General features: G+C 66.7%; 18 protein-coding genes, 1 other RNA gene, 1 pseudogene and 1 CRISPR repeat array. Of the genes and pseudogenes, 14 read left to right on the top strand and 6 right to left on the bottom strand.

Annotation, left to right across the window (positions count from 1 at the left end):
* Positions 1-47: 47 nt before the first annotated feature.
* The 9 genes and pseudogenes from H5T74_05595 to H5T74_05555 all read left to right on the top strand — a co-directional run bounded on the left by H5T74_05595 (position 48) and on the right by H5T74_05555 (position 8603).
* Positions 48-1430: a methyl-accepting chemotaxis protein gene (locus H5T74_05595; protein MBC7229847.1), complete on the top strand. Its 1383-nt coding sequence runs from the start codon at positions 48-50 to the stop codon at positions 1428-1430.
* A 13-nt stretch (positions 1431-1443) separates the two neighbouring features.
* The gene (locus tag H5T74_05590) at positions 1444-2736 is read left to right on the top strand and encodes a methyl-accepting chemotaxis protein (protein ID MBC7229846.1); all 1293 of its coding nucleotides are present in this window, start codon (positions 1444-1446) and stop codon (positions 2734-2736) included.
* A 104-nt stretch (positions 2737-2840) separates the two neighbouring features.
* Positions 2841-3308: a chemotaxis protein CheW gene (locus H5T74_05585; protein MBC7229845.1), complete on the top strand. Its 468-nt coding sequence runs from the start codon at positions 2841-2843 to the stop codon at positions 3306-3308.
* Positions 3309-3358: 50 nt separating this feature from the next.
* On the top strand, positions 3359-3724 hold the full coding sequence (locus tag H5T74_05580) for a response regulator (GenBank protein ID MBC7229844.1): 366 nt from the start codon (positions 3359-3361) through the stop codon (positions 3722-3724).
* A 120-nt stretch (positions 3725-3844) separates the two neighbouring features.
* Positions 3845-4800: pseudogene (gene cheB / locus H5T74_05575) on the top strand (chemotaxis-specific protein-glutamate methyltransferase CheB).
* A 28-nt stretch (positions 4801-4828) separates the two neighbouring features.
* Positions 4829-6979 carry a chemotaxis protein CheA gene (locus H5T74_05570; protein MBC7229843.1) on the top strand — a complete coding sequence of 717 codons (2151 nt, stop codon included), beginning with the start codon at positions 4829-4831 and terminating at the stop codon, positions 6977-6979.
* Between the two features lie 37 nt (positions 6980-7016).
* Positions 7017-7628 carry a chemotaxis protein CheC gene (locus tag H5T74_05565; protein MBC7229842.1) on the top strand — a complete coding sequence of 204 codons (612 nt, stop codon included), beginning with the start codon at positions 7017-7019 and terminating at the stop codon, positions 7626-7628.
* Between the two features lie 94 nt (positions 7629-7722).
* Positions 7723-8259 (top strand): chemotaxis protein CheD, encoded by a 537-nt coding sequence (locus H5T74_05560; GenBank protein ID MBC7229841.1) that lies wholly within the window; start codon positions 7723-7725, stop codon positions 8257-8259.
* A complete protein-coding gene (locus H5T74_05555) occupies positions 8256-8603 on the top strand; it encodes an Asp23/Gls24 family envelope stress response protein (GenBank protein MBC7229840.1) in 348 nt (115 codons plus the stop codon). Before H5T74_05560 ends, H5T74_05555 begins: the two co-directional genes overlap by 4 nt.
* On the opposite strand, the gene H5T74_05550 is transcribed toward H5T74_05555, so the two are convergent.
* The 6 genes from H5T74_05550 to H5T74_05525 are packed head-to-tail and all read right to left on the bottom strand — an operon-like array spanning position 8604 to position 13587.
* Positions 8604-9593: a peptidoglycan-binding protein gene (locus tag H5T74_05550; protein ID MBC7229839.1), complete on the bottom strand. Its 990-nt coding sequence runs from the start codon at positions 9591-9593 to the stop codon at positions 8604-8606.
* A gap of 3 nt (positions 9594-9596) precedes the next feature.
* Positions 9597-11690 carry a PAS domain-containing protein gene (locus H5T74_05545; protein MBC7229838.1) on the bottom strand — a complete coding sequence of 698 codons (2094 nt, stop codon included), beginning with the start codon at positions 11688-11690 and terminating at the stop codon, positions 9597-9599.
* Positions 11680-12051, bottom strand: coding sequence for a hypothetical protein (locus H5T74_05540; GenBank protein ID MBC7229837.1), 372 nt, complete (start codon positions 12049-12051; stop codon positions 11680-11682). Before H5T74_05540 ends, H5T74_05545 begins: the two co-directional genes overlap by 11 nt.
* Positions 12048-12350 carry a hypothetical protein gene (locus H5T74_05535; protein MBC7229836.1) on the bottom strand — a complete coding sequence of 101 codons (303 nt, stop codon included), beginning with the start codon at positions 12348-12350 and terminating at the stop codon, positions 12048-12050. The genes H5T74_05540 and H5T74_05535 overlap by 4 nt, the downstream gene beginning before the upstream one ends.
* A gap of 29 nt (positions 12351-12379) precedes the next feature.
* Positions 12380-12775, bottom strand: a complete 396-nt coding sequence (locus tag H5T74_05530) for a response regulator (protein ID MBC7229835.1) — start codon at positions 12773-12775, stop codon at positions 12380-12382.
* Positions 12775-13587 (bottom strand): ATPase, encoded by an 813-nt coding sequence (locus H5T74_05525; protein ID MBC7229834.1) that lies wholly within the window; start codon positions 13585-13587, stop codon positions 12775-12777. The genes H5T74_05530 and H5T74_05525 overlap by 1 nt, the downstream gene beginning before the upstream one ends.
* Positions 13588-14030: 443 nt before the next feature.
* Here H5T74_05525 and ffs point away from each other — a divergent pair.
* The 5 genes from ffs (at position 14031) to H5T74_05500 (ending at position 19364) form a co-directional block, all read left to right on the top strand.
* An RNA gene (gene ffs / locus H5T74_05520) (signal recognition particle sRNA large type) lies at positions 14031-14296 on the top strand.
* Between the two features lie 63 nt (positions 14297-14359).
* Positions 14360-16333 (top strand): DNA polymerase III subunit gamma/tau, encoded by a 1974-nt coding sequence (gene dnaX / locus H5T74_05515; GenBank protein MBC7229833.1) that lies wholly within the window; start codon positions 14360-14362, stop codon positions 16331-16333.
* Between the two features lie 186 nt (positions 16334-16519).
* Positions 16520-16834 carry a YbaB/EbfC family nucleoid-associated protein gene (locus H5T74_05510; protein ID MBC7229832.1) on the top strand — a complete coding sequence of 105 codons (315 nt, stop codon included), beginning with the start codon at positions 16520-16522 and terminating at the stop codon, positions 16832-16834.
* A 13-nt stretch (positions 16835-16847) separates the two neighbouring features.
* Positions 16848-17444 (top strand): recombination protein RecR, encoded by a 597-nt coding sequence (gene recR, locus H5T74_05505; protein ID MBC7229831.1) that lies wholly within the window; start codon positions 16848-16850, stop codon positions 17442-17444.
* 250 nt (positions 17445-17694) lie between these two features.
* A CRISPR array of direct repeats spans positions 17695-17843; the repeat unit is 28 nt; unit sequence CCATCCCCTCCGCACGCGAGGGCGTTTT.
* Positions 17844-18131: 288 nt separating this feature from the next.
* On the top strand, positions 18132-19364 hold the full coding sequence (locus H5T74_05500) for an aspartate kinase (GenBank protein ID MBC7229830.1): 1233 nt from the start codon (positions 18132-18134) through the stop codon (positions 19362-19364).
* The last annotated feature ends 207 nt before the right edge of the window (positions 19365-19571 follow it).

The following is a 19571-nucleotide window of genomic DNA, read 5'->3' as shown; positions in this document are numbered from 1 at the left end:
GCACGGTCCGCGGCCCAGGTCTTCTGGAGATGTCGGAGGTACGCTTGATGAGCATGTTCTCTGGAGAAGGGAAGGGAGAGGCCGGGGGCTGGAGAAACCTGCGCACCCTGGCCCTGGCGGCGGCGGCGCTCTTCCTGGTGCTGGCCTTGGCCGCGGGGATCCTGGGGGTGGCCGTGCTCGCGGCCGGCTCCTCCCGGACCGGGGAGGCGGCAAGGGGCCTGGAGTCCGGGGAGCCCAGGGACAAGGTGGATTCCGCCAAGGACATGATGGATGGGGCGAGGGCGGCCCTCATCGTCCTGCTGGTGGTGGAGGCGGCCGTCGCTGCGCTCGGGGCCTTCCTGTTCTACCGCTGGCTGTCCGGCGGCGTGCGCGAGATCACCTGGCAGGTGCAACAGGTGGCGGCGGGGGACGGCGATCTCACGCGCCACATCGAGGTGGAGGACAGGTCCACGTTCGGGCCGCTGGCCGATTCCATCAACATGATGATCGGCGCCCTGAGGGGCTCGGTGGCGGAGATCGGCAGGATAGCCGGCGAGCTCAGCAACAGCGCCGAACAGATGTCGGCGGTGATCCAGCAGATGAACGCCTCCAGCCAGGACATCTCGAGCACCATCGCGCACATCGCCAAGGGGGGAGAGGAACAGGCGCGCCGCGTCCTCGAGACATCGCACGCCATGGAGATGATGACCGCTTCCATGCAGGAGATGGCGGAGAAGGCGGACATGTCGAACCAGGCGGCCATGGAGGCCATCGAGATAGCCCAGAGAGGGGCGGAGGCGGCGGTGGAGACGGCGAGCGCCATGGAGATCATCCGCGATGCCGCCGAGGCGGTGGTGGACGCCAGCACGGGGCTCGAGGAACGCTTTATGCAGATCGGGATCATCGTCGACGTCATCACCAGCGTGGCGGACCAGACCAACCTCCTGGCCCTCAACGCCGCCATCGAGGCGGCGCGCGCGGGGGAGCAGGGGCGCGGCTTCGCGGTGGTGGCGGAGGAGGTGCGCAGCCTGGCGGAGAACTCCCGCAAGTCGGCGGAGCAGATCTCCAACCTCATACGCGAGATACAGGGAGGCGTCAACCGCATGCGGACCAGCATAGACTCCGCCATCGACCAGGTGAAAGCGGGCACGGAAGTGGTGGAGAAGGCCGGGAGGGCGCTGCAGGAGATCGCGGTATCCATCCAGAGCACCTCCCGCTACGCCAGCGAGATCGCGGAGACCACGCGACGGCAGGTGTTGGGGAACGAGGAAGCGCTGAAGGCCATCACCGAGATCGCCAGCATCGCGGACGAGACGGCCGCCTCCTCTGAGGAGGCCTCGGCCACGGTGGAGGAACAGACCGCCTCTATGCAGGAGATGGCCGCCGCCGCGGCGGAGCTTGCAGCCATGGCGGAAAAGCTGAACCAACTGGTGAGCGGCTTCAAGGTATGAGTGGAGGAAGGGCATGACGGCGGCCGGAAGGGTGGCGGAGAAAAAACAGGACGTGAGGGCATCGGGCCTGCTGCTCAAACTGCTGAGTTCCTTCGTCCTCCTGGGGGTGGGGGGCAGCATAGGGGTGGCTTATGCGGGCAAGGGGCTTTCCTGGAGCCCGGCGCTCTCGGGCCTGCTCTTCGGGGCCCTGCTGGTGGCGGCGATGGCGGCGGGAGCCCTGGCCTTCCTCCTCAGCCAGCTCAAGGCGGTGGGGTTGCTCACCGAGCACCTGGAAAGAATAGCCAGGCGCGACTTCACCTCCCAGGTGGATACCGAAAAGGCGGGCGTCATGGAAGGTTTCGCGCGGGCGCTCAACGACTTCACCTCCTCCATGCGCACGGTGATCAAGGAGCAGCTTGACACCGCCGACCAGCTCACCTCCGCCAGCGAGATGATGTCGGGGGTGTCGAGGGAGACCACGGAGACCGCGCAGGAGACGGCGAACACCGTCTCGCAGCTGGCGCGCGGGTCGGAGGAGCAGGTGCACGCCATCGTGCAGGCCCAGGCCACGGTGGCCGAGATCGTGGAGGAGATAAACCTCGCCGCCGAGAGGAGCCAGGAGGCGAGACAGTACAGCGCCCAGGCGCAGGAGACGGTGGAAAAGGGCGTGACGGCGGTGCGCCGCGCCACCCAGAAGATGGAACAGATAAAAAAGACCGTGGACGCCTCGGCGGGGGCGGTCAGGGAACTGGGGGAGCACTCGGCGCAGATCGGGCTGATCGTGGACGTCATCACCTCCATCGCGGACCAGACCAACCTCCTGGCCCTCAACGCCGCCATCGAGGCGGCACGCGCGGGGGAGCAGGGGCGCGGATTCGCGGTGGTGGCGGGCGAGGTGCGCAATCTCGCGGAGGGCTCCGCAAAGGCCGCCTCGCAGATAGCGAACCTGGTGCGGGAGATCCAGCGCGGTATCGAGCACACCATCGAGGGTATGGAGGGAGGCACGCGCGAGGCCGAGGAGGGAAACCTGGTGGTGGCTGAGGCGCAGTACATGCTGCAGGAGATCGACCAGGCCTCGCGCTCCATCGCGGACCGGGTGACGGCCATCTACGAGGCTACGCAGCAGATCGCGGAGAAGAGCGGCAAGGTGGTGGAGGTGATGACCTCCATAGCGGGGATCTCGGAGGAGGCGGCGGCGGCCACCCAGGAGGTCTCCGCCTCCATCGAGGAGCAGACGGCAGCCATGCAGGAGGTGACCGCCGCCGCGCAGGAGCTGGAGGAGATAGCCGGCCGCCTGCGCGAGATCCAGAGGGAGTTCAAGGTCTGAAGGAGGCCGGGGGCACCCGCCGCTTTCGTTGTGAGCGGGTTCCGGTTGGGATATATTGAGGTTGAAGCCGCGGGACGGCGGGCGCGGCACGGGAGGAGAAGAGTATGGCCAGCGAAACCAGGCCGGCAGACGAGATGCAACTGGTGGTCTTCAGCCTGGGACGGGAGGAATTCGCCGTCGAGGTCACACAGGTGCGCGAGATCATGCGCATGGAGGAGATCACCCGCATGCCCAAGAGCCCACATTTCGTGGAGGGGATCATCAACCTGCGCGGGCAGATAATCGCGGTGATCGACCTCGCCAAGAGGCTGAACCTGGAATCCGCGGAGAGGAGCGGCGAGAGCCGCATCATCGTGGTGGAAGCGGAGGACGTGAAGGTGGGCATGATCGTCGACTCGGTATCGGAGGTGTTGCGCGTGGGCGCGGATGCCGTGGAGCCGAGCCCCACCCTGGCGGCGGACATATCCGCCGCATACCTGCAGGGGGTGGTCAAACAGGAAAACAGGTTGATCATCCTCCTGGACCTGACCAAGGTCCTGTCGCTGGACGAGATGGCGAGCCTGGGATTCTAGGGGAGCGCTTGGACGATAGATTGCGCAGACGGCAAGGAAAGGAGGAAAGGATGGCGCCGACCGTGCTGATCGTCGACGACGCCCTCTTCATGCGCATGATGATCAGGGACATCCTGTCCAAGGACGGCTTCGAGGTGGTGGGAGAGGCCGAGAACGGCGTAGAAGCGGTGGAGCGCTTCAAGGAGACGAGGCCGGATCTGGTGACCATGGACATCGTCATGCCGGAGATGGACGGCATCGAGGCGGTTAAGCAGATCATGAAGATCGACCCCAACGCCAAGATCCTCATGTGCAGCGCCATGGGCCAGCAGCCGCTGGTGGTGGAGGCGTTGGAGGCGGGGGCGAAGGACTTCATCATCAAACCCTTCCAGCCCTCGAAGGTGATCGAGGCGGTGGAAAAGGCCCTCAAGGAATAGGCCGGTCCCGCCGCGGGGCTGGAGGTGAAACGTTTGTCCCGCAAGATCAGGGTCCTGATCGTCGATGACTCCGCCCTGGTGCGAAAGCTGATCCGCGACGTGATCGCCGCAAGCGAGGACATGGAGGTGGCGGGGGCCGCCTCCAACGGCGTTGAGGCGATACGGTGCGTAACCGAGCTGGATCCCGACGTGGTGACCTGGATATCCATATGCCCGAGATGGACGGGCTCACCGCGCTGGAATACATCATGCGCAAACATCCACGTCCCGTGATCATGCTCAGCGCCCTGGCACAGAAAGGCGCCACCGCGACCCTGAGGGCGCTGGAGCTGGGCGCGGTGGACTTCATCGCCAAGCCCTCGCACTATCCCTCCGCGGTCAAGGAGGTACGGGACGAGGTGGTGCTGAAGATAAGGGCGGCTGCCCAGGCCAGCAGGGAGGTCCTCCGGGGCCGCCCTCGCCACGGGAAGCCGGTGGCCGCGGCGGGCAGGGGAGCCCCACGCTCGGGCAACAAGGTGGTGGTGATCGGCGCTTCGGCGGGGGGGCCCAAGGCGCTGACGGAGATCATGCCGCGCTTTCCCGCCGATGCCCCGGCGGCATTCATCATCGTCCAGCACATGCCCGGGGTTTTCACGCGCTCCTTCGCCGGGCGCCTCGACAGCCTCTGCGAGATGAAGGTGAAGGAGGCGGAGGAGAACGAGCCACTGCGCCCCGGGACCGTGCTGGTGGCGCCGGGGGGCAAGGACCTCATCATCGCGCCCGACCTCCAGGGAGAGGGAAGGGTGGGGCTGATGGATTCCCAGAACCGAGCCGGTGCCTCCCCGCGCATCGACACCACCATGATCACGGCGGCGGAGGTCTACGGACCCATGGCCGTCGGCGTGATCATGACCGGAATGGGTTCGGACGGGGCGAGGGGCATGGAGAAGATCAAGAAGAGCAAGGGCGCGACCATAGCCCAGGACGAGGAGAGCAGCCTGGTTTTCGGTATGCCCAAGGTGGCCATAGAGAAGGGTTGTGTTGACTGGGTGGTGTCCCTGGAGATGATACCCGAGAAGGTCATGGAACTGCTCTAGGGCGCCTCGAGTACACCGCGGTCGGGATATGGACATCTCTCAATACAAGGAACTGTTCATCAGCGAAGCACAGGAGCACCTGGAGGCCCTGAACCAGGCCATGGTGGACCTGGAGAGGGACCCCGGCAACCCGGATGTGCTCACGGAGATCTTCCGCTCCGCTCATACCCTGAAGGGCATGTCCGCCACCATGGGGTTCGACCAGCTGACCGAGCTCTCCCATGAGATGGAAAACGTGCTGGACGGACTGCGCAGCGGAGACATCGAGGTCACCACGGACATCGTGGACCTCCTCTTCGGCTGCTTCGACATGCTGGCCTCCATAGTGGCTTCCATCGCCGAAGAGAGCCCCGAGGCGCTCGACACCACTTCCCTCATAGAAGCGCTGCGCGGGGTGTACGCGGGCGGGCGTGGAGGGGTGACGGGAGTGGAGGCGCCCCGCAAGGCGAGAAAGAGCAGGGCGAAGAGGGGAAGCGCGGCGAAGCCCTCTCCCGAGGAGAAGGCGGCGGGCGTGGGCGCCGAAGAGGCCCCGGCCGCCGTGAGCGAGGCGGGCGAGGAGCCGCTGGAGGGGATGAAAGCCGGGGAAGAAGAGGCCGCGCGTGCTACGCGCAAAGAGACCTTGGCCGGAGAGGAGGCTCCCGCGCCACGCGAGGAGGCGGGGGAGGAACGCCTCCTCCGGCTGAGGGTGACCCTGGACAGGGACTGCGTATTGAAGTCGGTGCGGGTGTTCATGATCTTCAAGAAGCTGTCGCAGCTCGGGAGGGTGGTGGACTCCACACCTTCCGTGGAGGACCTGGAGGACGAGAAGTTCGACCATTCCTTCGAGGTGGTGCTTTCCAGCGCCGAGGACGCGGGAGAGGTGCGCAGGGCCTTGATGACTATCGCGGAGGTGCAGGAGGTAGAGACGCTGCCCCTCGAGGGCGGGAAACCGCTGATTGAGAAACCCGTGACGGGAGAAAGGGAGGAACCCCGGGAGGCGCAGGCCCCTGAGATCCCGCGGCGAGAAGCGGAGCCCTCCACCATGGCTCCGGTACGCACCCAGAGCGTGAGGGTGAACATCTCACGCTTGGACAACCTCATGAACCTCATCGGGGAGCTGGTCATCAACCGCACCCGGCTGCAGGAGATCTCCTCTTCCTATAATATCCCGGAGCTGAAGGAGGCCTTGGCGCACACCGCGCGCCTTACCGCGGACCTGCAGGACGAGGTGATGAAGACGCGCATGGTCCCCGTGGAACACATCTTCAACCGCTTCCCGCGCATGGTGCGCGACCTGGCCAAGAGCAGGGGCAAGGAGGTGGATTTCGTCATCGAGGGCAGGGACATCGAGCTGGACCGCACCATCCTGGACGAGATAAGCGACCCCCTCATGCACCTCCTGCGCAACGCCGTGGACCACGGCATAGATAGCCCGGAGGAGAGAGAAGCGCGGGGCAAGCCGAGGCGGGGGAGCATCAAGTTGGCGGCGCGGCGCGACCGCAACTACGTCTCCATCGAGGTCCAGGACGACGGGCAGGGGGTGGACGCCGAGAGGATCTACGCCATAGCCCAGGAGCGGGGCCTGCTGACCGCCGAAGAGGCGAGGTCGCTCAGCGCGGAAGACGCCCTGCGCTTTCTGGCCATGCCGGGCTTCACCACCGCGGAGGAGGTGAGCGGGGTTTCCGGCCGGGGAGTAGGCCTGGATGTGGTCAAAAGCAAGGTGGAGTCGCTGGGAGGCATACTGGTCATGCAGAGCGTGAAGGGCGAAGGCACCACCTTCGCTCTCAAGCTGCCCCTGACCCTGGCCATCATCCAGGCCCTACTGGTGAAGGTGAACCGGGAGATATACGCCATCCCGTTGGGGGTGGTCCTGGAGACGGCGGTGATCTCCTCCTACGAGATCAAGTACGTATCGGGACAGGAGGCCATCTTCCTGCGGGACGAGACCTTGCCCCTGGTGAGGCTGGCGCGCTGTCTGGGCCTCGAAGAGGGGGACGGCCAGGGCACCTTTCCGGTGGTGGTGGTGGAGACGGCGCCCCGCAGCGTGGCCATCGCCGTGGACGAGCTCCTGGGCCAGCAGGAGATCGTCATCACCAGCCTGGACCGCTTTCTCAAGGGCATCCGGGGATTCGGGGGGGCGACCATCCTGGGCACGGGCGAGGTGGCGCTTATCCTTGACATACCGACTCTGATATCCTGAAGGTTGTGGACGAGAGGTTTCCTCGAAAGGAGGAGAGATGGCGGAAAGGAGAGGGCTGACGCCACTTCAGCTGGACGCGCTGAGAGAGGTGGGCAATATCGGTTCCGGGAACGCGGCCGTCGCCCTTTCCACCATGGTGGACAAGAAGGTGCTGCTGAGTGTTCCGCGGGCTACCCTGGTGCCCCTGGTCAGGGTCTCGGACCTGGTCGGAGGGGCGGAGACGCCGGTGGTGGGCATCTACCTTCATATAAGCGGCGAGGCCTCCGGGAGCATGTTGCTGCTGCTGGAGGAGCACAGCGCCAACCAGCTGGCCCACCTCATGGTGAGCGGCAGCGAGGCGGGAGAGCTCTCCACCATGGAGCAGTCCGCGCTGCAGGAGACGGGGAGCATCCTCGCGGGCTCCTACCTCAACGCCCTTTCCCAGATGACCGGCATCCTGCTGCGGCCCTCGGTGCCGGGCTTCGCCATGGACATGGCAGGGGCGATAATCGATTTCATCCTGGTGGAGATAAGCCAGTCCGAGGATTACGTGCTGGTGATCGAGACGGAGTTCGACATACTGGAACATGTGATCAAGGGACACCTCATCCTCTTCCCGGACCTCGGGTCCCTCGACCTCATACTGGGGAGACTGGGGGTGAGCGGTTGAGGGAAGGCGGGAGGCCATGAAGGCGGCCCGGCCCCGCCAGGCGCGCCCCCACCGGGAGACCGGTGCGGATGCCGGCGGGGACGAGGAGGGAGCCATGGGCAGGAGCGACTTGCAGGAGCCGCAGGATACGGTGAACATAGGGGTGGCGGAGTATTACGTCACCCACAACCCGCATACGCTGGCGAGCTACGGGTTGGGCAGCTGCGTGGGCGTGGTCCTGTACGACGAAAAGCGCCGTATAGGAGGCATGGCCCACATCATGCTCCCCGACTCCACCGCCATCAGCAAGAAGGGCAACCCCGGCAAGTTCGCGGACACGGCCATCAAGGCCATGGTGGAGGAGATGGAAAAACTTGGCTCGCGCCGCTCCGACATCAAGGCCAAGATCGCCGGAGGGGCGTGCATGTTCACCATTCCGGGGGCCACCAACCCGCGCAACGTCCCCGGACCCTGCCTGGGGATGCAGATCGGTGAACGCAACGTGGAGGCCGCGAAGGCGGCCCTGCGAGATCACCGCATCAGGCTGGTGGCGGAGGACACGGGAGGGAACTACGGAAGGACCATGCGCTTCGACATCTCCAGCGGCAGGGTGACCATAAGCTCCATCAAGCACGGCAGGAAGGAACTATGAAGGAAGAGACCAGGGGCGAGCGGGTGGAGGTATCTCGCGAGGCCATCGCAGCCCTGGCGGCGCAGGCGGTGGAGGAGATAGAGGGCGCCGAGATATGCCAGCCCGGGGCGGTGGAGAGCATAACCTCCCGCGTCAGGCGCGAGTTCGTGCATAGGGGGATAAAGGTGAGTCGCGAGGATTCCTCCTACCGGTTGGGCGTGCACCTGAAGGTGCGATACGGCACCGACATCCCTTCCCTCGCGCGCGAGGTCGCGGACAAGGTCAAGGAATACGTGGAAGGGCTTACCGACCTCCCGGTCGAGGAGGTCGAGGTGGTGATCGAGGACGTCGAGCCTTCGGCCTGATCAATCCCCGTCGGGTTCGAAGTATGCGGCCACCGCCCTTACCAGGGCGGGACGGAAGGCGGAGACGGGATCCACTTCCACGCCGTATTCGGCGATCACGCAGGGCATGCGCGTTTCCCGCAGCATGGGGTAGCTGCGGGCTTCGGGAGGAAAGAGCGGCGCCACCCCCTTCCGCTCCAGCTCCTCGTGCAGCAGCGAAGCCAGCCGCCTGCCGCGCGGCGAGGAATAATCGCCGCTCCCGAAGTAGAGCACGCGCACCCCGCCCCCCTCCGATGACCGCAGCCCGAGCACGATGTCCGCGCCGCAGTCGTTGGCCCGGCGCGCCCGCTGGCCCTCGGGGACTCCGGATGAGACGCCGCCGGTCAGCACCACCGCCAGGCCCAACGCCCGCAGCTCGCCCGCCGCCAGGCGCACGGCGTCCTCGGCGCGAGGGTCGCCCTCGCCGGCGTCCAGCGCCACCGTGCGTCCCTCCATGCCGCGGGAAGAGAGGTCGATAATGGCTTCGTGGACCTCGGCCACGCTGGTGTCCTTCAGCGCATGGCGCAGCCGCCGGAGACAGGAGAGAGTGGAGGAGCCGGCGATGCCGTCCACGGGGAGGTCCATGTTGTGCTGGAAGGCGCGCAGGGCCCGGTCGGTATCCCGGCCGAAGATGCCATCCTCGCGCCCGGCATTGAAGCCGAGGCGGTTGAGGTAGCGCTGCAGATCGCGCACGTCATCCCCGCGGAAGGGAGGAACGCGGAGATACAGGAAGCGGTCGCCAAGGCGGTAGGAGGCCTCCACCAGCACGTGCCAGGTGTTTTCGTCCACCTTCCCGTCCGCGCGCAGGCCGCGTTTCTCCTGGAACTCGCGCACCGCCCGCGCCGTACTCTCGCCGTAATAGGCCTCGCGCATCTCCGACTCCATCCCCGGGGGGGCGAAGCCGAGCTCAAAGAGCCTCTTCTGCACGTCGCTCACTGCGGGTCCGCGGTCTCCCGGCGAAACAGCCCGCACCCCTCAGCCCTCCCTGTGCACGGGGAGGGTGAACTTGAAGGACGAGCCCCTGCCCGGCTCGCTCTCCACCCATATGCGCCCCCCGTGACCCTCCACGATCCCCTTGGAGATGACCAGGCCCAGGCCCAGGCCTCCCGCGGAACGCGTGGAGTCCGTCTCAATCTGGTAAAACATGGTAAATAACTTACGCTGCTGCTCGAGCGGTATCCCGGGACCGGTGTCGCGCACCTCCATCTCCACCATGTCCGGGTCCTCCGCCAAGCGCGCCGACACCTCGATCTCCCCCCCGGGAGGGGTGAACTTGATGGCGTTGCCGATGAGGTTCTCCAGCACCTGGTGGATACGCCATACGTCCACGCTCACCGCCGGCAGGCCTTCGGCCACGGAGTGGCGCAGCGTGAGCCCCGCCTGCTGCGCCCGCCCCTCGTATTCCGAGGCCGCGTTGAGCACCAGGCCCTCCACCGGCGCGGGCCATCTCTCACCCACCAGCCGCCCCTCCTCCATGCGCGTGATGTCCAGGAGGTCGTTGATGATCTTGGTCATCTGGTCCGCGCGGGCGTTGATGATCCTGATCTTGTCCATCTGGAAGGGCGTGAGCTCTCCCAGCTCGCCGAACTGGAAGGCGTCCGCGTATCCCTTGATGATGGAGAGGGGCGTGCGCAGCTCGTGGGAGGCGATGGCGATGAAATCGGATTTCATCTTGTCCAGCACCGAGAGCTCCTCGTAGGCGATCTCCAGGTACTTGTGGCTCTCCTCCACCATGGCCTGCAGGCGGCGCCGCTCGCTCAGGTCATGGGCTATGCCCACGATGCCGGCGAACTCGCCGGAGCGGAAGAGGGGAGCGGAGCTGATCTGCACCGGCAGAGAGCTCCCGTCGCTGCGCCGCAGCAGGGTCTCGAAGAAGACCTTCTCCCCCCGACGACGCCGCTCCAGCATGCGCTCGATCTTCGGTGCCTCCTCGGGCATCACGATGTCCACGGGCTCTTTCGCGAAGAGGTCCGAGCTGTTCCGCAGGCCTAGCATGTCCAGGAACGCCTGGTTGCAGAAGGAGAACTTTCCCTCCGCGTCCATGGCGTAGAAGCCGTCGTTCAAGCTCTCGATGAGCAGGTTGAGGTAGTCGGTGGTCTCCGCCAAGCGGCGCTCGAGCCGCACGTACTCCGTGACGTCCTCGAAGAGCAGCAGGGCCTCGTGTACGTTCCCGGACTCGTCCATAATGGGGTGCAGGCGCACGCGGTGGAAGAACTCCGCCCCCCCCACTACCTGGTGCACGCGGGGCTGTTCGAAGGAGCGTCCCTCGACCAGCACCCTCCTCAGGATGTGCTTCCAGTCGGGGCGGAACTCCTGCGGCATGATGTCCAGGGCGGGAAGGCCCGGGAGGCGGCTCTCGTCCAAGCCGCAGGAGTCGAGGATCCAGCGCATCATGGACTGGTTGCAACGCACGAGGCGGAAGTTGCGGTCCAGGACGGCGATCTTCACCGGCACGCCCTCGAAGACGCCCGCTTCGCGCTCGGACGCTTCCAGCAAGGCGGCGCGCTCCCAGGCCTCCTGGGTGATGTCCTGGATGATAACCAGCACGCGGTGCGTGCCGCCGTCGCCCGGCAGGGCGGAGAGCCACACCCGGCATATTCCAGAATAATCCTCCAGATAATACTGCTCCTGCCGGATCTCCAGGGGGACCTCGGATTCCAGGGCCCGTTTGAGCGCCGGCGTCCAGGCCCCGAAATAGGGAGGCATGAAGACCTCGTCCAGTTCCCTGCCCGCGAGGGATCTCAACGCTCCGCCCGGCAGAGGGATGAACTCCGCCGCGCGCCGGTTGGCCTCCAGGATGGTCCCTCGGGAGCTCACCAACAGGGCGGGAGAGGGGATCGCCTCCAGCAGCACGGAGCCCTCGCTCTGCCGGGGCGGCGCGGAAGAGGGCTGCCGGACCCTCCGGCGAGCGGCCGCCGTCGAGACGGCGGCGCACAGCGCGGCCGGGATGAGCAGGGCCAGGGTAACGGCCCGCCGTCCCGCCACGGCGGCGGCAAGGGAGGCGATCACCAGCAGGAGGACGGCCGCCATCGCCGCCGCCGCGGCTCTGCTCCTTGCGTCACCCCTCACCCTCGTTCTCCTTCCTGCGACGGGAACGGGCGAGCTCTCCCCAGATCCACCCCCAGTACCTCGCGCTGGCGATGAGCGCGAAGGTGATGGCCAGGCCCATGGGGATGGAGGCCACGGCGATCTTGATGATCAGGCCCGTGAGCGGCTCCGGGTCGGGGAGCCCCCAGGCGCCGGTGAGCAGCAGGATCCAGGCGGCGGGAAGCGGAGCGACAAAAAAGAAAAAAGAGACGTAGTACAGACGGTAGTAGGGGGGGAGCTCCAGGGCCTGCCCCAAGCGCTTCCCCATGGCGGCGAGCAGGAGCAGAAGGACCGCCACCGAGATGGGGCCGACCACGTACAGGGCGGAGGAGAGGTAGCTCATCTTCCCATCATCAGGCGGTAGGCGCGGTATACCACTACGAAGAGGATCAGCCCCGCGGCCGTGGGCCAGAAGGCATACCATATCTTGATGGCCACGATGGAGTCCGACAAGGAATAGACGAGGGTGCTGCCCCCCATGAGCACGAAGAAGATGGGGAGCAGGAAGTAAAACGTCCTTCCCTGGAACTTCTCCTCCGCCATGCGGCAGATCCCGGCGAAATACACCAGGAGCACGGCGGTCGCAGAGGTGTTGTAGAACCAGAGGAAGAGCGACAGCGTCTTCCACCATTCTTTCAACATCAACGCCCCCCTTCCGAGAAACCCGCCCCCTAGGGCGACGGCGGTCCTCCGCCTCGCTCGTCGAGTATGCGCTTGACCTCGCTGAGCAGCTCCTGCTTGCTGAAGGGCTTGGTGATATAGCCGGCCGCCTTCATCACCGAGAGCCCGATCATCTTGTCGATGTTCTGAGTACGGGCGGTGATGAAGGCCACGGGGATGTCGCGGGCTTCGGGGTCGTTCTTGATGCGCCGCAGCACCTCCCAGCCGTCGATGCGCGGCATCATGATGTCCAACAGGATGAGGTCGGGTTTCTCGTGGAAGGTCTTCTCGAGGGCCTCCTCGCCCGAGAAGGCCGAGATGGTGGCGTAACCGGCGTTGCGCAGGAAGAGCTCGATGAGCTCCACCATCTCCCGGTCGTCGTCAACGATCAGGATCTTGTCCGCCATCATCCCACCTCCCCCTTGGAAGATGACTTGCCCTTCCTGCCGAAAACCTCCACGAACGCCTCTACCTCCCGCTTGCGCGGCAACCCCGACAGCACTCCCTCTCGGTCCGTGAAGGGGTCGCCGATGGCGATACCGCCGGTGGAGATGCGGAACTCCCTGATCCTCTTGTCGTGGGAGCTGGCGCGCTGCTTGAGCACCAGGATGGCCCTGCCGATGCTGGAATCGAGCTCCACGTAGCGCAGCACGATCACCGCGTCCACCAGGTAGGATATGCCGTACTGGGCGGCGGCCATGTCCCCGGTGATGTCCGGGTCCTCCTGCGTCACCACCGCGGTGAGCCCGTGGCGGAGGAGGGCGTTGACGAAGGTGAAGGCCACCTCCCTCAGCCTCACCGGGTCACGCGTCAGCCGTTCCAGGTGGGAGATGGAGTCGATGAGCACGCGCCGTGCCCCCAGCTCCTCCACCATGGTGTCCAGCAGGCCTCCGGACGCCTGTGCCTGCTCGAAGAAGATCTCTGGCGAGGTGAAGAGGATGCGCAGCATCCCCCTCCGCTCCATCTCCGGGAGGTCGAAGCCCAGGGAGTAAGCGTCGCGCAGCAGTTTCTTGGGGAAATGCTCGAAGGTCACGATGAGGCCCGGTTCCTCCATTTCCGTGATGCCGCGATAGATGAACTGCAGGCCCAGGCAGGTCTTGCCAGTCCCCGGGGCTCCGGTCACCAAGGTCACCGATCCACGGAGCAGGCCTCCGTCCATCATGGCGTCCAGCTCGGTGTTGCCGGTGGACACCCTTTCCCCGAACTCGCTTTCACCCATCGTTCCTCCCGCCGTACCGCCCTACCGTTCTATTATTATACACTTCGGCCTCCCTCTCCTCGCCGCCCTTGCAGATGCGCAGCCGGCCTTGGCCTCGAACCGTCCCCTCCGCCGACGACGCCCCCCGGCCCGGAGTCGTCGGGAAGCGCCCCCGGAATGCGCCGCCGGCAGCGGGAAGGATCGACGCATGCCCTTCGCCAGGGCGGAACGGCGCCGACCGGCGGGCGGTCCGCCCTGGCGTGTTGGCTTGCCTCCCGTGCCATGGCGTGGGCGTCAAGGGCCGAGCGTCGCGCGGCCGTATCCGGAACGGTCGTCCGGGATCGCGTCGGCTCCACCCGTGCCTTCCGGGCCGGGGATGACCGGGAGCCCGCCATCCCTCCAGGCAAGGCGATCCGCGCTGCTCCGCTACCACGTCGCCGCCCCGTGATATACTAGAGACGTGATCGTGCTAAGCGGGGAGCTAGCGGTGCCCTGAACCCGCAATCCGCTACAGCGGGGCCGAATCCCCAACTGAGGCTCTCCGGTCTTGAGTATTGCGCACAGGCAAGTGGTGTTGAAGGTCGGGTCCTGCGCAACGGGAACTTGCGAACCCCGTCAGGTCCGGAAGGAAGCAGCGGTAAGCAAATCTTCTCGTGTGCCGCAGATCAACCTGTCCGGAGCCAACTACCCGTGTAGCGCTTGGGGCCGGGAGTCGAGGAAGGGTGCACGATCACACCTGTATATTTGAACGACGCCCGGCGGTGGGGGCCGGACGCATCCCGGCGAGCGGGAGATGACCATGGCTTACGTGGCGCTGTACAGGAAATGGCGGCCCCAGAACTTTGAGGAGGTGCTGGGGCAGGAATACGTCACCCGTACCCTGGCGAATTCCCTGCGCAACGGGAACTTCTCCCACGCCTACCTCTTCACCGGGCCGCGGGGGACCGGGAAGACGAGCACCGCGCGCATCCTGGCCAAGGCCCTGAACTGCGAGGAAGGACCCACCCCCAACCCCTGCAACCGCTGTGCGCCTTGCAGGGAGATAACCGAGGGAACCTCGGTGGACGTGGTGGAGGTGGACGCCGCCTCCAATCGCGGCATAGACGACATCCGCGACCTGAGGGAGCGCGTGGTGTTCTCTCCCGCCTCGGCGCGCATCAAGGTGTATATCCTGGACGAGGCGCACATGCTCACCAAGGAGGCCTTCAATGCCTTTCTCAAGACGCTGGAGGAGCCACCCCAGCACGTGGTCTTCGTGCTCGCCACCACCGAGCCGCACAAGATGCCCCAGACCATCCTCTCCCGCTGCCAGCGCTACGATTTTCGCGGCGTCTCCGCGAAAAGGCTCGCGGAACACCTGGCCGTGGTGAGCGAGCGCGAGGGGATCAGGATCACCGAGAAAGCGCTGCGCCTCCTCGCCCGCAGGGCCAAGGGCTCGGCTCGCGACGCCCTGGTGCTGCTGGAGCAGGTAGCCAGCTACGGGGACGGCGAGGTGGACGAGGCCGGGGTGGCGGGGTTTCTGGGCATGGTGGAGGACGAACTGCTGGTGGAGCTGGGCGACCGCCTGGCCGCCGGAGATGCGGCGGGGGCGTTGGCGGTGGTGGAAAGGGCCTACGAGGAGGGAAAGGACCTGGCTCAGTTCGCGCGCGGTGCGCGGGAGCACTTCCGCAAGGTCCTGCTTCTCCAGCAAGCCGGCTTCTCTTCCGAGGAGCTGGAGGTGGACGAGGAGGCCTACGCGAGCATGCGCGAGCAGTCCGAGAGCATCCCCGCCGGGCGTCTCCACCACTTCATCGCCGCCCTCGCGGAGGCGGAGAGGGAGATGCGCTCCGATTCCTCGCCCCGGCTCCTGCTGGAGAGCGCCCTGGTGGGCATGGCGGTGGCGGAGCTCGATCCCGCTCCCGAGGCCATCCTGGCGCGTGTGGAGAGGTTGGAGGGAGAGCTGGAGAGGATGGCGCGCCGGGGCGCCCTCTCGGCGGCGGAAGCGGAAAGGCCGGCCGCGAAGGCTCCCCCAGCCGCGCCGCGTGGGACAGCCGGGGCCGGAAAGAGCGCGGAAAAACCCCCGGACGCGCCGTCGGTGGAGAGGCCGCCGGAACGGCGCGAGGAGGCGGCGGGGCGTCCGTACGCGGAGCAGCCCGCCGGAATGCCGCTGGACGTGGCGACGGTGAAGAGGTCCTGGCCCCAGATCAGGGAGCGCGTGAAGGAGAGGAAGATAACCGTGCACGCCCTCCTGCTGGAAGGCAGGCCGGCGGAGGTGGAGGGAGGGGAGCTGGTGCTCTCCTTCCCGCCGGAACGCTCGTTCCACCGCGGCGAGATGGAAAAAGATGCCAACAAGGAAGTGCTCGAGGCCGCGCTGGAAGAGGTGCTGGGCGTCGGGCTGAAGGTGATAACGAGGCTGGAGGAGGGCTCGAAAGGCGTTCCGCGACCCCCCGCCGGGCGGGAAAAGGAGAAGGCGGCGGAGCGCGTGGAGCGGGAGCGCGAGGTGCCGGCAGGGAAGGCGGCCGCGCCGGCGGAGGAGCCCGGGACGGCGAAGGGAAGCGGGCCGGAAAGAGAGGCCGCGGAGAAGAGGGGACCGGCCGAGACGGAGGAGGAAGAGGAAGAGGCACCCCCGGAGACCGCCCCTGTCAGGGAGCGCGGCGAGCCGGAGAGGACCGGCAGGCGCGGGCCCTACGCCGGCGCCGCGGCCGAGGGGCACGATGCGGGCAGGGTGAAGCTGGTCAAGGACATCTTCGGAGCGGAGGTGATCGAGGAGATCACCCTGGGGGAATAGACGGAGGACGAGCGCGGGAGAGACGCGAGGCGGGAAGCGACGGGACGGAAGGGGCGCCGCGGGAACCGCCGCGGGCAATCCGGGCGCGGCGGCGGAATACCGCGCGGTGCGGAGCCCGGGCCCATGCCCGGCCGGGGAGGCGTCCCGGCCCCGCGAAGGGTGCGGCTCGATGAGGCGGAGGTGACCATGAACGGAAACATCCAGAAGATGATGAAACAGGCGCAGAAGCTGCAGCGCCAGATGCTGGAGGCGCAGGAAGCCCTGGCGGAGGAGCGCGTGGAGGCCACCTCGGGGGGCGGCATGGTGAAGGTTGTGGCCGACGGGCAGCAGAACGTGCTGGAGGTGAAGATCGACCCCCAGGCGGTGGACCCGGAGGATGTGGAGATGCTGGAGGACCTGGTGCTGGCGGCGGTGTCCGAGGCCCTGCGCAGATCCCGTGAACTGGCGGAGGAGCGCATGGGGGCCTTCACCAAGGGGCTCAAGATCCCCGGCCTCACCTGACGGGAGCGCGACGTTGCTGTACGCCCAGCCCATCGCGCGCCTGGTGGAGGAGCTCTCCAAACTCCCCGGCATAGGCCAGAAGACCGCCCAGCGCCTCACCTTTCACCTGCTAAAGGTGCCTCCGGAAGAGGCGCGCGCCCTAGCCGAGGCCATCGTGGAGGCGAGGGAGAAGGTCACCTTCTGCTCGCGGTGCTTCAACTTCGCCCAGGGAGAGCTTTGCGAGTTCTGCGCCAACCCGCGGCGCGACCCATCGCTGGTCTGCGTGGTCGAGCGGCCGCAGGATATCGTGGCGGTGGAGCGCACGGGGGAATTCCGCGGCCTCTATCACGTACTGGGGGGCGCCATCTCTCCCATCGACGGCATCGGGCCGGAGGACCTCAAGGTCAGGGAGCTCCTGGAGAGGGTGCGTAGGGACGGGGTCAGCGAGGTGATCATGGCCACCAACCCCAGGGTGGAGGGGGAGGCCACCGCTTCCTACCTCGCCGGTCTCCTCAAGCCGCTGGGGGTCAAGGTTACGCGCATCGCCAGCGGTCTCCCGGTAGGGGGAGACCTGGAATACGCGGACGAGATCACCCTGGGACGGGCGCTGAAAGGGCGCCTCGAGCTTTGACCTCTCGACCTCCGGGGGGCGGGGTGCCAGATGTCGCTGCGCGAGGAACGCAGCGGCAATGACCGGGAAAGCGCGGCTCAGTCCAGGGCATTCGTTCAAGATACGTCGCATTATCGATGCCGCTGTCGACAGGGCAGCGGGGCTGCGCGGCTCGAGGCCTACGGGTACCTCGTGCACGGGGCAGGCAGCGCTCATTTGACTGCCCGGAGCCGTCTCGCCGCCGACCCTCCGCAGAAGTGATCCCGGGACACCATCCCCTCCGCACGCGAGGGCGTTTTGTGTAGGCACACGATTCGGGGAGGGGACTACACCCATCCCCTCCGCACGCGAGGGCGTTTTGAGAGCCGCGACCGGATACCGCGCCCAACTTCCCATCCCCTCCGCACGCGAGGGCGTTTTCCCGACTCCGCTCTCGACGGATGCCTGTCGCGCACAAGGCTCACGTCCCGGCCGCCGGCCGAGATCGCCGCCATGTGGGTCGCGAGCACCTTGCTCGCGCCGTATAGCGCCCACGAACCTTTTCCTTCATGGGACCGATCCGTGAGGGAGAGGGCCAGGTCGCCTTGACTCCGGTCGCCATCTTCGCCCACACTTCTAAAGAAGGGCCGGCGTCCCGGGATCGGGCTGGAAAAGGGAGGCTGCCCGCCCCGTGCGGGCAAGGCCGCGAGGAGAAGAAGGCGGCGCAGGTTGAAGATCACGGTTCAGAAATACGGCGGCACCTCGGTGGCGGATACCGAGCGCATACGCAACGTGGCGCGCCGCGTCTGCGAAGCCAGGAGAAGCGGGGACCACGTGGTGGTGGTCATCTCCGCCCTGGGAGACACCACCGACCGCCTGGTCAAGCTCGCCTACGAGATAACCCCCTCTCCGCGCGAGCGGGAGATGGACATGCTGCTCGCCACCGGGGAGCAGATCTCCGTTGCCCTGCTCTCCATGGCCATCCACGAGCTGGGGTACGAGGCCATCTCCTTCACGGGCGCCCAGGTGGGCATCGTGACCGACGGCGCCCACACCAAAGCCAAGATCCTGGACGTGAAGGTGGGCCGTATACTGGACGAGTTGGAGAAGGGAAACATCGTCATCGTCGCCGGCTTCCAGGGAGTGACCTTGGACGACCAGATAACCACCCTGGGGCGCGGGGGCTCCGACACCACGGCGGTGGCCCTGGCCGCGGCCCTGGGGGCGGAGGTGTGCGAGATCTATACCGACGTGGACGGGGTATATACCGCGGACCCCAGGCTGGTGCCGGAGGCGCGCAAGCTCTCGCACCTCTCCTACGAGGAGATGCTGGAGATGGCCGCCACCGGCGCGAAAGTGCTGCAGTTGCGCAGCGTCGAGTTCGCGAGGAACTACGGGGTGGTGATTCATGTGAGGTCCAGCTTTTCACGCGAGGAGGGAACGTGGATCTCGGAGGGGGACGAGCGCATGGAGAAGGCGATCATCAGCGGGGTGACGCACGAGACGGAGGAGGCGAAGGTGACCGTCTTCAACGTCCCGGACCGCCCCGGCGTGGCTGCCAGGTTGTTCCAGGCCCTGGCCGCCGAGAACATAAACGTGGACATGATCATCCAGAACGTGAGCGCCGACCAGAGGACGGACATCTCCTTCACCGTGGGCCTGCAGGATCTGGCCAAAGCGGCGGAGATCAGCGAAAGGGTCGCGGTGGAGCTGGGGGCGGCGGGGACGGCGGTGGACGAGGGCATCGCCAAGGTCAGTCTGGTGGGCGCGGGGATGCGCACCCACCCCGGGGTGGCCGCGGACATGTTCAGCGCGCTGGCGGAGAACGGGATCAACATCGAGATGATCAGCACCTCGACCATCAAGATAAGCTGCGTCATCCGCGCCGAGGACGCCCTCAAGGCGGTGAGGGCCATCCATGCCAAGTTCGGCCTGGACAGGGGGGTGGTGATGCGGGCCTGAGCCCCGCGGGCGGGAAGGCGCGCGGCCGGGGCGTTCCGGCCGAGCGGCGTTCAGGGCTTCGGGCTCGTGCGCCGCGAAACGGCACCCCGCGGGCGACGCCCCGGGTGCAGGACGGGAGCGGGGGAACGTGGGGAAGGAAGGCGGAAAAGGGAAGGAAAACCCGGCCCGGCCGGTGAAAGGAAAGGGTGTTGGCATTTTTAACCATGC

It is taken from the genome of Actinomycetota bacterium (assembly GCA_014360645.1).
Taxonomy (GTDB): domain Bacteria; phylum Actinomycetota; class Geothermincolia; order Geothermincolales; family RBG-13-55-18; genus Solincola_B.
The sequence above is the reverse complement of the archived record's forward strand: the minus strand, read 5'-3'. Positions and strand labels throughout refer to the sequence as shown.